Origin of the sequence: Paenibacillus apis (assembly GCF_018333295.1) — a bacterium.
GTDB lineage: Bacteria > Bacillota > Bacilli > Paenibacillales > Paenibacillaceae > Fontibacillus > Fontibacillus antibioticophila.
Map to the genome: position 1 here is coordinate 187,427 of NZ_BORS01000005.1, position 14,721 is coordinate 202,147.

General features: G+C 51.0%; 10 protein-coding genes. 3 read left to right on the forward strand and 7 right to left on the reverse strand.

The genetic code is table 11. The features are described from left to right. Positions 1-96: 96 nt before the first annotated feature. The 3 genes from KI362_RS09285 to cls form a co-directional block, all read right to left on the reverse strand. The gene (locus tag KI362_RS09285; RefSeq protein ID WP_301626669.1) at positions 97-687 is read right to left on the reverse strand and encodes a hypothetical protein; all 591 of its coding nucleotides are present in this window, start codon (positions 685-687) and stop codon (positions 97-99) included. 137 nt (positions 688-824) lie between these two features. After that, positions 825-1,856, reverse strand: coding sequence for a type 2 isopentenyl-diphosphate Delta-isomerase (gene fni, locus KI362_RS09290; RefSeq protein WP_301626671.1), 1,032 nt, complete (start codon positions 1,854-1,856; stop codon positions 825-827). A 35-nt stretch (positions 1,857-1,891) separates the two neighbouring features. Next, entirely contained in the window at positions 1,892-3,400 is a 1,509-nt protein-coding gene (gene cls, locus KI362_RS09295; protein ID WP_301626673.1) for a cardiolipin synthase, read from the reverse strand. A 161-nt stretch (positions 3,401-3,561) separates the two neighbouring features. Here cls and KI362_RS09300 point away from each other — a divergent pair, with 161 nt between their 5' ends. Then, positions 3,562-4,470: a TetR/AcrR family transcriptional regulator gene (locus KI362_RS09300; protein WP_301626675.1), complete on the forward strand. Its 909-nt coding sequence runs from the start codon at positions 3,562-3,564 to the stop codon at positions 4,468-4,470. Between the two features lie 75 nt (positions 4,471-4,545). Next, on the forward strand, positions 4,546-7,779 hold the full coding sequence (locus KI362_RS09305; protein ID WP_301626677.1) for an efflux RND transporter permease subunit: 3,234 nt from the start codon (positions 4,546-4,548) through the stop codon (positions 7,777-7,779). A gap of 671 nt (positions 7,780-8,450) precedes the next feature. Here KI362_RS09305 and KI362_RS09310 read toward each other — a convergent pair. Further along, entirely contained in the window at positions 8,451-9,143 is a 693-nt protein-coding gene (locus KI362_RS09310; protein ID WP_301626679.1) for a TorD/DmsD family molecular chaperone, read from the reverse strand. Positions 9,144-9,825: 682 nt separating this feature from the next. Between KI362_RS09310 and KI362_RS09315 the strand changes: the two genes are divergently transcribed. Beyond that, positions 9,826-11,052, forward strand: coding sequence for an MFS transporter (locus tag KI362_RS09315; protein WP_301626680.1), 1,227 nt, complete (start codon positions 9,826-9,828; stop codon positions 11,050-11,052). Positions 11,053-11,114: 62 nt separating this feature from the next. Here the strand turns inward: KI362_RS09315 and KI362_RS09320 are convergent, their stop codons facing one another. From KI362_RS09320 to KI362_RS09330, 3 genes are all read right to left on the reverse strand, one after another. Then, complete coding sequence (locus tag KI362_RS09320) at positions 11,115-12,788, reverse strand: glutamine--tRNA ligase/YqeY domain fusion protein (RefSeq protein WP_374705642.1); 1,674 nt, start codon at positions 12,786-12,788, stop codon at positions 11,115-11,117. Between the two features lie 77 nt (positions 12,789-12,865). Further along, the gene (locus KI362_RS09325) at positions 12,866-13,360 is read right to left on the reverse strand and encodes a GNAT family N-acetyltransferase (RefSeq protein ID WP_044481103.1); all 495 of its coding nucleotides are present in this window, start codon (positions 13,358-13,360) and stop codon (positions 12,866-12,868) included. 82 nt (positions 13,361-13,442) lie between these two features. Further along, positions 13,443-14,660, reverse strand: coding sequence for an MFS transporter (locus KI362_RS09330; RefSeq protein WP_301626683.1), 1,218 nt, complete (start codon positions 14,658-14,660; stop codon positions 13,443-13,445). Positions 14,661-14,721 lie beyond the last annotated feature (61 nt).

Consider the following 14,721-nt stretch of genomic DNA (forward strand, 5'->3'; position numbering starts at 1 on the left):
ATCAGCTTATATTTACGTAAAGGGGCGCTACAATCCTGTGAGCAATCCTGCTAGCATCCTGTGAGCAATCCTGCGAGCATCCTGTGAGCAATCCTGCTAGCATCCTGTGAGCAATCCTGCGAGCATCCTGTGAGCAATCCTGCGAGCACCCTGTGAGCACCTTCCACCTAGTCGGAGTAACCTCGTAATGCTTAGCCGAAGTACCTCGTAACCGCCTCCAGCAACGGGGACTATGAAGCCAAAACACCACAACCCATAGACACCAGTAATTTGATAGACACCAGTAATTTTAATGCCTTTTGTCACTATAATCGCCGCACTTGCGCCTACACCAGCAATTTTAATGCCTTTTGTCACTATAATCGCCACACTTGCGCCCACAACAGCAATTTTAATGCCTTTTGTCACTATATTCGCCACACTTGCGCCTACACCAGCAATTTTAATGCCTTTTGTCACTATAATCGCCACACTTGCGCTCACAACAGGAATTTTAATGCCTTTTGTCACTATATTCGCCACACTTGCGCCTACACCAGCAATTTTAATGCCTTTTGTCACTATATTCGCCACACTTGCGCCCACACCAGTAATTTTAATGCCTTTTGTCACTATAATCGCCACACTTGCGCTCATACCAGTAATTTTAATGCCTTTTGTCACTATAATCGACACACTTGCGCTCATACCAGGAATTTTAATGCCTTTTGTCACTTATTTTCTCAAAATGACTGACTAGGGCTGTAGCCAGCGTACAGCAATTCCCTGGCTTACGCGGGGGCCGTACGCCGAAGAAGCAGCCGCCGGGCAAGCCCGTCCGAGAGCTAGCTCTCGATCCGGACAAGCCGCGGCGTATCTCTCAGCGCCGATACATTGCCGGCGCCGATCCCGAACATGGCGGTGCGAAGCTCCAGCTCCACGCGCGCCAGCAGCGCGTCGAGCTGTTCCTCGGACTGCACCGCCGGTCCGAGCAGCGCACGGCCGAACCCGGCCAGATCCGCCCCAAGCGCAAGCGCCTTGGCGGCATCCACGCCGGTGTTCAGGCCACCGCTGCCGATAACGGCGACGCCCCGCACCGCCGCCCTCACTTCGCGGATGCACTCCGCGGTCGGGATTCCCCAGCCCGCAAAGGCATCCGCTGCCGCACGCCGCACAGGGTCGGCGCTGCGGAGCTTCTCGACCTGGCTCCAGGAGGTTCCTCCGGCACCAGCCACATCAATAAAGGCTACGCCGGACTCCCGAAGCCGACGTGCCGTCTGCCCGTCAATGCCCCAGCCGACCTCCTTGACCCCGACAGGCACGTCCAGTTGGCGGCACAGCTTGCCAATGCTGGACAGCAGGCCGCTGAAGCGGGTGTCTCCTTCAGGCTGGAACACTTCCTGCAGGCCGTTCAGATGCAGCACCAGCATGTCCGCTCCGGCAATCGTAACCGCCCGCTTGCATTCATCCACTCCATAGCCGTAATTAAGCTGAACCGCGCCTAAATTGGCAATGATCGGGATGCTCGGCGCGTGGCGGCGGACCTGGAACGTCTGCGCCAGCTCCTCTTTTTCTACAGCCGCCCGCACAGAGCCTACGCCCATCGTCCAGCCCCGGCGTTCAGCCGCTTCCGCCAGACGCTCATTGATGCGCCAGGCCAATTCACTTCCTCCGGTCATCGAGCTGATAAGCAGAGGGGTCCGCAGCCCTGCCCCCAGAAACTCTGTCTGCAGGCTGATCTCATCAAAATCCAGCTCCGGCAGCGCATTGTGGCGGAAGCGGTATTTTTCAAATCCAGTGGTTATCCCGGCCCCGCTTACTTGCTCCTCCAGACATAACCGGATATGCTCGGTCTTGCGTCCCGACGTATCACTCATCCTCTGACTCCTCCCTTATCTCGCCTTACCAGCCGTTATAACAGCGGCGATAACAATCTTGCCGCCGATTCCATGAAGCGGAGCACGACCTTTTTCTTCATGAACTCGGTGAGTACAATCCGCTTGGTGGACAGCAGGTCGCGCTCAAAATCTCTGACCACCTTCCGCACACTATCGGTTTGGACGAGCAGCAGATTGACCTCAAAGTTTAAATGGAAGCTCCTCATATCCATATTAGCGGTTCCGACCGTCGCTACCTCCCCGTCCGCGATCAGCAGCTTGGAGTGAAGGAAGCCCTTTTCATATTCGTAAATCTTGACGCCCGCCTCAAGCAAAGCTGGGAAATAAGAGTGAGAAGCCAGGAATGGCAGCCGCTTATCCGGTTTGGCCGGGAAGAGAATCCGCACGTCAATCCCCGATAACGCCGCAACCCGCAGTGCCGTTAAAATATCATCATCCGGTATAAAATAGGGCGTTGCCAGCCAGATTGATTTTTTGGCCGTGGTGATCATTGCAAAAAAGACACTCTTCAGCACCTTATCTTCATTATCCGGTCCGCTGGCTATAACCTGCACCGCACCGCTGCAACCTTGCTCCAGCTGCGGCGACAAGTATTCCAGATCCATTATTTTCTCGCCCGTGACATATTGCCAGTCCTGCAGGAAAATCACCTGCATCGAGCGGACAGCCTCACCTTTAACAAGAATATGCGTGTCACGCCAAAAGCCGTATGTCTTGTTTCGGCTCAGGTACTCATCGCCTACGTTCAGGCCGCCGATAAAGCCAGTATTGCCATCGATCACAACAATTTTCCGGTGATTACGGTAGTTTACACGGCTGGACAATGCAAGAAAATGCACCTCGCCATATACGCCCACCTTCACACCGGCAGCACGAAGCTCATTGATAAAGGATTTCGGGAGTCCCAGGCTCCCCACGGCATCATACATGAACCGGACCTCGACGCCCGCCTTGGCCCGCTCAATCAGAGTCTTCTGAATTTCCCTGCCGATCTCGTCTGCGCGATAAATATAATATTCCATGTGAATGTGATGTCTGGCCTTCTTCAGCTCTTTTAGCAAAGTAGAGAAGGTTTCTTCCCCATTCGTCAGCACCCGGGTACGGGTTGCCATGGAAAACGGCGTTCTCGCCAGCCGTTGGGACATTTGCAGCAGGCGCTGCTGGCCAGGCGAGAACTGCGATAAATCGCGCGGCAGCAGATTGCCGTTGTGATCGATCCGCTCGAAGCTCTTGCGATCCTCTTCGGCCTTCTTGTCGAATTTACGGCGTTTGAAATAATTTTGACCCAGCAGGAAATACAGCACCAGCCCGACAACCGGCAGCAGCGCAAGAACCAGCATCCAGGCCATCGTGCTGGAAGGATTGCGGTTCTCCATAAAAATAGCCAGTCCGATCGTAATAACCGTCAATGTCTGGAAAATACTAATCAAGGTCCCGCCGAAGCTGCCCAGGAGGCCAAATCCAAAATAGTAAAATGCAACTAGGATGGCTGCAATAAATATAACTTGAATTCCGCGTCTCATCTTGTATGTACTCCTTCTGTTATCCTAAACTATGCCTCTATTCTACATGATTCATCGACTTCTTCCTAATATTTGTTTCAGAGATAGTTTTATAATATAATCTTTTTTGACTTGGAAGTCAGTTCAAGAACTCACTGGTCAGAAAAGGAGGGGGGCAGGGATTGTCCTTAAAATCTGCTGATAAAAAAACACTGATTTTGCGAAGCGCTATGCAGCTCTTTTCCACGAAAGGACCTTCGGCCACTTCCATGCAGGAAATCGCCGAGATGTGCGGGATGTCCAAGGGCAGCCTGTATCTGCATTTCAAGTCCAAGGATGAACTGGAGCAAAGCTTGTTCAACTATTGCTTCCAGATGCTGCAAGAGCATTTGGTGCAGGTTGAGCTGGAGCAGCATCTAGGGCCGAAGGAGCGCTTGATCCGGCAAACTGAGGTTTTGCTTAATCTGGTACAGGAGCTGCGTGAGTTTCTTGTGATGCAGTTTCAGGATTGGATCAAATACGGCAAGCTCTATCGGGAGCCCGATTCATTCAAGGAAAACAACATTACCCTTCTGCACTTTACCCAAAAAGCGCTTGTATCGGCTTTCGGCGAACGGATTATTCCCTACTCTGCCGATCTTGTTATGATCGCCCAGGGCATTCTCGGCGTATTGATCCGCCTGCTCTTCGAGCCTCGCATGGCGGGCAGCCATCGGAGAATGGCGGTTTACCTCGTTGACTTGCTTGACGCCATGGTGGAACGGCTGCTTGAACAGGGCCCGGAGCCGTTGATTTCGGAAGCCGAGCTGCAGCGGTGGAGCACAGAGGGGAGCTGCATAAAGCCAGCGGAGCGCCACCCCCTGCTAGTCATCAAGGAGATGAAGGAAGCGCTGGGCGGAAAGGGTGTAAAGCTGACCTCCACACAACGTGAGGACATGTTGGATACTCTGCAGGTGCTGGAGAGCGAAATTCTGGAGCCTGTGCCTCGCAAAGTCGTAATCCGGGGGATGCTGCTCAATGTACTTGAATTCCCGGTGCTTGAGAAGCAAACCGAGGAACTTGAGCGGCTTTTGAAGCCTTATATCAAGTAAAAGCGGTTGTTCAAGAGAAAAATGTAAAAACAAACCGTTATATGTTTATTAAAGAAGGGAGCAGAAACCACACTGATGAAAAGTCTAATTCAATTTTCCATCCGCAATAAATTTGCTGTATGGCTCCTGACGATCATCGTCACCGTTGTCGGCTTGTACAGCGGACTGACGATGAAGCAGGAGACGATTCCGAATATTAATGTGCCTTATTTGAGTGTTGTTGCGGTTTATCCAGGTGCTGCACCGGAAGGCGTAGTCCAGGATGTCACCAAGCCGCTGGAGACCAGGCTCCATAATGTGGACGGAATCAAGACGATTACCTCCACCTCGATGGAAAATGCCGCGTCCCTGTTTCTTGAGTTCGATTATGGCACTAATCTGGATAATGCGACAGCGGCAGTTCGGGAGGCGCTCAATGATGTCAGCCTGCCGGACGATGTGCAAAAGCCGCAAATTACCCGGTTCAGCCTGAGTTCTATGCCGGTGATTTCCCTGAGCATCTCGGACAAGGAATCCGGGGATCTCGAGAATTTGACTCGAATCGTTCAGAGCAATATTCAGCCTGCCCTTGAGGACCTGAATGGCGTAGCCTCCGTGCAGGTGTCGGGACAATATGTCAAGGAAGTACAGCTTCAGTTCGATGAGGCTAAAATGACCCAGTTGGGCCTAACGGAAGATACTGTGAAGGGAATCGTGCAAGCTTCGGCCTTGCGCGTGCCGCTAGGCTTATATGAGCTCGACAGCTCTCAAAAAGCCGTTGTTGTCGATGGAAACATCACCACAGTGGAGGAACTTAAAAACCTTGCGATTCCTGTCATCCCTTCGACAGCATCCGGAGCCGCTGGCAATGCAGCCGGTGTCGGAGCCGGCGCAGGTAACGGTCCAGGCGCAGGAGCCGACATTAGCGCAGGGGCAGGCGGCGGTGCCGCCGCAGACCAAGGAACCGGAACGCCCTCCGCTGCCGATATGACCGGAATGCCTGCCGGAATTTCCATAAGCATCCCTACGGTTAAACTGAGCGATATTGCCTCCATCGAGGTTGTCGGTGAGGCGCAGTCCATCTCGCGTACCAATGGACTGGAATCGATCGGGATCCAAATCGTCAAGGATAATGACGCCAACACGGTAGACGTAGCTAACCTGGTCAAGGATGCAGCAAAGGACCTTGGCAAGCAGTACAGCCATCTGGAATTCACGGTGATGCTGGATCAAGGCAAGCCGATCACGGATTCCGTAAATACGATGCTGATGAAGGCCGTATTTGGAGCGCTGTTTGCCGTCATTATTATTCTGCTGTTCCTGCGGAATATCCGCTCGACGATCATTTCGATCATTTCGATTCCATTGTCGCTGCTTATTGCCGTTGTGTTGCTCCATCAAATGGACATCACACTGAATATGATGACGCTTGGTGCCATGACCGTGGCCATCGGCCGGGTCGTCGACGACTCGATCGTCGTCATCGAGAACATTTACCGCCGCATGTCTCTCACCGGAGAGAAGCTGAAGGGCGGCAAGCTCATTGTCGCGGCAACACGCGAGATGTTCGTGCCGATCATGTCCTCGACGATTGTTACCATTGCAGTCTTCCTGCCGTTAGCCTTTGTTAGCGGAATGGTTGGCGAACTGTTTATGCCGTTTGCGTTAACGATGGTGTTCTCACTGCTAGCCTCGCTGGTCGTGGCGGTCACTCTTGTTCCTGCATTGGCTCATACCCTGTTCCGGAAGGGGCTTAAGAAGACTCATAATCACGATAGCAACCCGAAAGGAATGGCGCGCGGATATCAACGTCTCCTTAAATGGACACTGAATCACAAGCTGATCACCTTCGGCGCAGCGGTCGTCCTGCTCGTCGGCAGCCTGTTCCTGTATCCGCTCGTCGGCGTCAGCTTCCTGCCGGAGCAAGAAGACAAGTATGTGATGATCACTTATTCTCCGGCACCCGGCGACCGGCTTGAGGATGTCCAAGAGAAGCTGGAGCGCGCCGAGAAGTACATTCTCGCCCAGGATCATCTGGAGAAGATGCAATATTCGATCGGCGGCAGCAATCCACTTGGCATCGGCTCCTCCAACTCCGGGCTGTTCTATGCGGAATATGCCAACGATACTCCTAACTTCAGCCAGGTGAAGGAGGATCTGCTTCTTGGCTTGCAGCAAGAGGTTCCGGACGGTGAGTGGGGAGATATGTCCGCGCTGATGACCGGCGGCCTTGGCGGCGGTTCGTTGAGTCTGAACGTGTATGGCGACAGTCTCGAACAGATCAAGCCGGTGGCGGATCAGATTCTGGGCTGGATTCAGGAGGATACCAAGACCTTTGAAAAGGGAGAGACCAGTCTCTCCGAAGCCTATGAGCAATATACGCTTGTTGCGGATCAGCAAAAGCTCAGCTCTCTGGGCTTGACGCCAGGACAGCTCGCCATGAAGCTGGCCCCGGTCAGCCAGCGTCCGGTATTGACCGAGATTCAGATCGACGGGAAGGATTATAAAGTCTACATTGAGACCGAAGAGAATACCTTCTCCAGCATCACTGAAATTGAAAACCAAACTCTGACCTCACCGCTTGGCATGGAAATTCCGCTGAAGGAAGTGGCTACAGTTGAAGAAGGCCAATCTCCGGATTCGATCATGCGCGTGAACGGCAAAATGTCCGTAGAGGTCAGTGCAAATATTCTCAGTTCCAATGTGCAGAAGGCCTCCAGCGGCTTGCAGGACAAGATTAACGATATGGAACTGCCGGACGGGGTAACCGTCGAATTCGGCGGCGTAACCGAGCAAATCAACGATACGTTCGGTCAGCTTGGGCTCGCCATGGCTGCGGCTATAGCCATCGTCTATTTTGTCCTTGTCGTAACGTTCGGGGGCGGGCTTGCTCCGTTCACGATCCTGTTCTCACTGCCATTCATCGTAATTGGTGCAATGGTCGGTCTGGTACTGGGCAAGGAAACCTTGAACGTATCCGCATTAATGGGTGTGCTGATGCTGATTGGTATTGTTGTTACTAACGCCATTGTCCTGATTGACCGCGTTATCCATAAGGAACGCGAAGGCCTGTCGACTCGCGAGGCCTTGCTTGAAGCAGGCGCAACGCGGCTGCGTCCGATTCTGATGACAGCCCTGGCTACAATCGGCGCGCTGATTCCGCTCGTGATGGGCTGGGAGAACAGCGCAGGCATCATCTCTCGCGGTCTCGGAATTACCGTTATCGGAGGTCTCGTCAGCTCGACACTGCTTACCCTGGTCATTGTGCCTGTCGTCTACGAATTCCTGATGAAATTCCGTCGCGGCACCACCGTGGACGATCTCGATTAATTTGAAACTTGTTCATACTAACTTGATCATTATTCATGCTAATTTGATCATTATTCATGCTAATTTGATCATTATTCATGCTAAAGAGGGTAGGAAGTTTTCAGACTTCTTACCCTCTTTTTTCGGAATGATCTTTTTTAGAATGATGCTTGCCTCTCCTTATCAGACTCCTCTTTGGGGGCAACCGATTCTCTGATTAGCCGTCTGCTGCTCGCTGTCGAATACTTTAAACTCTCCAACGGACATTTTAGACTCTTAGCCGACTTGTTCTCATGATTCGAAGGGTTAACGGACATTTCGGGCACTTAGGACGCTCAAACGGCTCCGCTTCACTCATTCCTACTCTCTTAGCAGCCAAAATGTCCGTTACAATTCTGGCTCCTCCAAAGGCGGACTGTAAGGAGACATAATGTTCGTTAGACCAAGGACTTCCTTCCCTTAAATCAAATGTACCGCATTGCTTATATTGGTAACCAGAGTTGATCCTTGCTATATCAAATGTACAAAGAAACCGTCTCCTTTGGGTTTAGGGTTGGGTGGTAGCTCCATTTTCCCAGAGAGCGGTTTCTTTTTGTTTGACGAAATGAAAGAGGGTGCCCCTCAGTTCATCTTAGGATCACTTTTGGGACACCCTTCTCTTCAAGTGCTTTACTTAGTTGGAGGTTAGATTGTTATCCCTCCGTCATTCTTTCCCGCCATCTATGCAATTGCTCCAAATCCATCGCCAGGAACTCATTTAACAGCTCTACCAGCCCCAAGTATAGAGGACTCGAGGTAGAAGCTCTAAGATCGGCCGAAAAGGCGGGCACCCATTTCAGCAAATGGTTCTCAAGGAAATTAATCTGCGCATTTATTTGCCGTTTGAAGCTGTCCTGCAGATGAATCTTGGTCAGCATTTTTTCACTCATGACCGCCATAAATTCCAGCTCCATCGCGATGCTATCATCCCGTTCGCCGGAAATTTTATTGAAGACGACACCCCGGTCCATGTACATATCCCGGACTTCCGTCAGACAGAAAAAGCCGTTCACCCCTTCAGTTCTCGCACGGTACAAGCTCTCGCAAGTCTGCACCTTGGCATCATGGCCTGCAAATAACCGTTTGAATTCCTCGGTCTCTTCTGCGCATACCTGACGAAGGGAATCCTCCGGAATACGCTCGAGATACTCCTGCAATCTCTTACCGCCCTGACATACAGGAATAATCTGCTTATGCTCAAGGCGTCTCCGCCATTGAGCGATTTGTGACATGCGGGGAGGCCGTCCCAAAAAATCAACCAGCAATTGGTATATCCAGCCTCTAACCTCCATCCAGCGGGCTTGCTCTTCCGGAACATTCACAGACTCCCTGGATAGCATTGTCATAAAGGTCAACTCCCTGAAAGTTATATGTTCTATATAAGTTGAACTAAAGATTGTACACTAGAGGCAACGTGTGAAGTATTCTTACGATCGCTGTTGTTCACGGATTTCTTTGACTGAACTAAGCCATCATAGAGTAGAAATCCGCTCACAAAGGCGAACGCTAACGCTTCTTCAGAACACTTCACACTTATGCCCTTTATGTGTATTTTTCTAGTTCAACTTATATATAGGCAGTTCAAAAAGTCATCTTTTGATCACGAAGCAATACATGGAGCAAAATCGACATCGCATCTTGAAGTCAGCCCCCACTTTTTGAACCTTTCACTTTTTGAACTTTCACTAATAGTTATTCCCTACTAAAAAAAAGATGACCTCCAAGATATGTCGGAAATCATCCACTTAAGAACTACCGACACATGATTAAGGGGAATCACGTATCCTTGTCTTTATTATAACTCTTTTTGAAAGCGCTTTATGTGATGTTTTTGACAGAATACAGAATTTGTCACAGACTGGATAAAATCATGCGTGAGCTTGTTCACAATTCACCTTCTTGCCTCAAATAATGGAAAAACAAAAAGAAGTTGGTTTGTATCCCCTTTCATCAGTGTGATACAGTGAGAGCGTAGTTCTTCTTATCGTCCAGGATGATGTTCAGTGAATTCGATCTGAAGAGAAAGGAATGGCGCATTTGCAAGATGATACGCGTTATTTATCCAACTCTTACTTGCCTTTAGGCGTTTTGAATTTTTTTGTGTATGGCACATTAGTCATTTTCGCCGCATTTTTCCAGCTATATCTAAAGGAAATCGGCATGAACATGCTCGAAATCGGAAGCCTGATGGCGATCGGCCCACTGGTCTCCTTGTTCGCCCACCCGCTGTGGAGATATTTCAGCGACCGGTTACGCAATGTCAGGCTCATTCTGCTTGCTATGTTAATCGGGCTACTGATTATCGGTCATCTTGTGTTCAGAGCTAACACGTTCTCGATGCTCTATTTTACAATGCTGCTGCTCTTCTTCTTTCAGAGCCCGCTGCTTGCTCAGACCAACAGCCTGACACTGGGAATGATCGAAAATACGGATCGCCGGTACGGAGCGTTTCGATTATGGGGATCGCTGGGGTGGAGCTTTATCGCGCTGACAGCCGGCCCTATTATTGATGCGGTCGGGCAGAACGGCACCTCGGTCTTATTCAGCCTGATGCTCCTGCTCTCTGTCGGCTCGGCTCTGCTGCTTCCCAGATCCCGGATGACGACGAATACGCCCTGGATTACGGGACGGGAAATCCGGCTTACCCTGCAGAATAAATACTTTCTTGCCTTTGTCGGTTTTGGGGTCTTGGTGTCGATTCCTAATGCAATCAACGGAATTTTCATGCCGCTGTTTATGAATGATCTGGGGGGCTCCAAGCTGGAGGTCGGCGGAGCGATCTTCCTGTCCACTCTCTTCGAGGTCGTAGTTTTCGTTCTTCTGCGGCGTTATGTCAAAACGAAAATTACGTATCTCATGGGCTGTCTTACGATAGTCAGTCTATTATTCGCCATTCGCTGGGACCTTATGGGCGAAGCTACCCATCCGGTTCAAATCATATTCATTCAGGTATTGCATGCCGTTACCTTTGGAGGCTTCTTCTACGTCGGAACTAGATTGACCGGCCTATTCCTGCCGAAGCCGCTGCGTTCTGCAGGCCAGGCGGTTTATACCTTTGCCCTTAGCGGCTCGGCTGGTGTCATTGCGGGGCTCTTGGGCGGCTGGCTCTTCCAGAACTTTGGCCCGGTTGCTATGTATAAGCTCGGTGTGATCATAACCCTGCTCGGAACGATTGGCTTCGCGTTTATGTGGCAGATCCTGAGAGTGAACGGGTACACGCCGGCTATGGCGCACACCCCGCCTGACGAGCTTTAAGACCCTGACGCTAAAAAAAACTCCAAGCACCGCCTGCGGGCGAGCCTGGAGTTTTTTAGCGCTTATTTAGGCAATTGAAATGAGCTTTTGAGCGACACGATCAAATTAAAGACCGGATGCCCGGGCTTCGAATACTTCGGATCGACGTTGAAGTATCCATGGCGGAAGAACTGGAATTTATCCTGCGGTGCCGCGTCCTTCATTCCGGGTTCTACATAGCCTTGTACCACGGTCAACGAATTCGGGTTAACCCGCTCGAGGAAAGGCTTCTCTTCCTCGCCCTCTTCCTCCGGCTCATTGTCGAGAATCAGAGGTTCATACAGCCGGAACTCTGCCGGAACCGCTTGGGAAGCTTCCACCCAATGAATCGTCCCCTTCACCTTGCGTCCAGTAAAACCGCTGCCGCTCTTGGTCTCCGGATCATAGGTGCAATGAAGCTCGATTACCTTGCCGGTTTCATCTTTGATTACGTCATTGCATTTGATGAAATAAGCGTGCTTGAGGCGAACCTCATTCCCCGGAAACAGGCGGAAATATTTGCTTGGCGGATCCTCCATGAAGTCTTCACGCTCAATGTAAATTTCACGGGAGAATGGAATTTGGCGGCTGCCCATCTCTTCGTTTTCACTATTATTTTCAGCTTCCAGAAGCTCAGTTTGTCCCTCCGGGTAATTTGTGATTACTACCTTGAGCGGATCAACCACCGCCATTGTACGCGGCGCCTTCAGCTTTAAGTCTTCCCGAATGAAATGCTCCAGCATTCTTATATCAATGTGCCCGAATGCCTTGGAGATCCCCGTCTCATAGATAAATGCCTTGATCGCTTCCGGCGTAAAGCCGCGACGGCGAAGACCCGAAATGGTTGGCAGGCGAGGGTCGTCCCAGCCGTCTACCAAGCCCTCGTCAACCAGTTGCTTTAGCTTACGCTTACTGGTAACGGCTCCTTCCAGATTCAGCCGGCCAAATTCATATTGGTGGGGCTCGCAAGGCATCTCGGTCTCCGCGATCACCCAATCATAGAATGGGCGTTGATCCTCGAACTCTGTCGAACAGAGGGAGTGGGTTACCCCTTCAATGGCGTCCTCGAGCGGGTGAGCATACGCGTACATCGGGTAGATGCACCATTTGTCGCCTGTATTGTGATGGGCTGCATGAACGATACGGTAAATGACCGGGTCACGGAGGTTGATGTTCGGCGAGGCCATATCGATCTTCGCCCGAAGCACTCTCTCCCCATCCTTGAATTCACCGGCCCGCATCCGGTTAAACAGCTCCAGATTCTCCTCGACACTTCGGTCGCGGAAGGGACTGTTCTGTCCTGGCTCTGTCAACGTACCGCGGGTTTCCCGGATTTGATCCGCGCTAAGGTCGTCTACATAAGCCTTGCCCTTACGGATCAGGACCAGCGCACGCTCATACATTTCTTCGAAATAGTCAGAGGCATAATACAGCTCTTCCCATTCAAAGCCCAGCCACTTAACATCCTCTTGGATAGATTTAACGTATTCGACATCTTCTTTGACCGGATTCGTGTCATCAAAACGCAGATGCGTCCGCCCGCCGAACTCGTCTGCCAGCGAAAAGTTAATCCAGATCGCTTTGGCATGACCGATGTGCAAATAGCCGTTAGGCTCCGGAGGGAATCGGGTAACGACCTTGTTTACCTTCCCGCTCTTTAAGTCCTCGGTAATTATATTTTTAATGAAGTTAGGAGGAGTGAAGCTATTGTTCTCCACGTTGATCTTTCCTTTCCTTGTAAGGAGTCCCTGTTTATATGAACGTTCATTTTCTTCTTTTTAATATAACGGTATCTTTAGCTTTGTTCAACCGGACTCCACATGAGAATATCATCTACATATTGCCCGTCCAGATAAAATTCCTCAACGAGTCTGCCCTGCTCTTGAAAGCCGCATTTCCGGTAAAAGGCTACCGCATCCGGATTGCTGGAGAGCACCCGGAGACTCAGCTTGCGAACTCCCCTTGCTGCAGCCAACTCCTTCACGGCCTCCATCAGCTTCTGGCCAATTCCCATCCGCTGACAACCTGGATGAACGGCAATATTAATTTCAAGCACATGCTTGTTGCTCTCAAGCGGGGTCGGGTGGTCAAATCCCAGATATCCGCAGATTTTGTCATCCATACCTGCAACGAGCTGACTTCCAGGGGGGCATTTCCGCAAGAACTCCTCCCGGTTATTCCACTGGACGACGGATGGCGTGTTATTCCTTTGCCACACGAGATGGTCCAGCTCCATCAACTCTGACGCATCCTTCATCTGCGACAGACGAACCCATACTGAATTCGCCATTCCATCACCCCCCTTCCATAGTCTTACTTCAGATTATACCTGAACCGGTCAAGCTTTTAGAGGTTGTTCAAAAAGTCATCTTTTAATCACTGCCAAGAGACAACCTCGCTTCACGGTTCACTCTTGCATGCACCAGGAAGAAGGAGACCGACAATACAGCGGTGCCCATCGCCAGCCATGCTACCGGAATAAGGCCGTTCCAGTCGAACAGCATACCCATCGCGTAAGGGCCGACAACCCTGCCCGCGACGCCCATCCCGCCGACTACGCCCAAATAGAACGGTGCCGCCTTACCGGAACGATCCGAGATAAATGCCGGTATTGCTGGAGAGATCAGCATTTCGCCAAAGGTCGTAAGGATCATCGCCAGCACCATGCCCGGATAATTATGCAAGGTCAGGATCGTGACATAGCCGAGAAAATAGAAAATTGCGCTGGCCGTCAGCTGCGATTCCGAGGAACCGGCAAAGGTCCGCTTGATCCACAGGACGAACGGCTGACCGACGAAGATCAACAGTCCGTTGAGCGTCCATAAGATACTGTAATTCCACTCCGGCATTCCTTGACTAATCGTATAAGGGGATACCCCGTTATTCCAGATACAGTTGCCAAACCACAGGAAGAAGGAGCCCATTCCGATAAAAAGATAGATCGACACATTGCCTAACAACAGCTTTGCTCCGAGCCCTTCTGGCGCCTGCTTGCGCTTCTGCAAATGCAAAGGCCCCTCGTCTTTTTGAACCCTGTTCAAATAAATCCAGAAAAAAACAGCAAATGCCGCTGAGGTCGTTCCGTTCAAAATAAAGCTCATATGATAAGAAATCTGCGCCAAAAATCCGCTCAGCGCCGTTCCAAGCGCCACGCCGATATTATTGGCAACATAAATAACGTTGAATAGCTCAGCGCGTCTCTCGGCAAACCGGAAGCCAATAAAGGCCTGAATTGCGGGCATAGACATCGCATTAAAGAAGCCCACCATCCCCATCAGGGCAATGAACAAATGCCAATTGCTGCTTCCCACCGGAAGCAATACCAGAAATACCGCATTCAGCAGAGTTCCCCCGACAATCAGCTTCTTGACGCCCAGCTTATGATACAGCGATCCCCCCAGTACTTGTCCGGCAATCCCGCCCAATGACATAACCAATAACACCAGCCCGGCATCTGTTACCGTTCGGCCCAGAATCTTGAACACATACATCGTGACCAACGGCCACATCAAGGATCCGCCCATAGAGCTGATCAGACTGGCGACTAGAAATATTTTGACTTCACGCGGATATGACTGCAGCCATTTCAAATTATGTTCCCCCTCTATCCGGCAGCTTATCAAAACTATATAAGTTGAACTAAAGATTGTA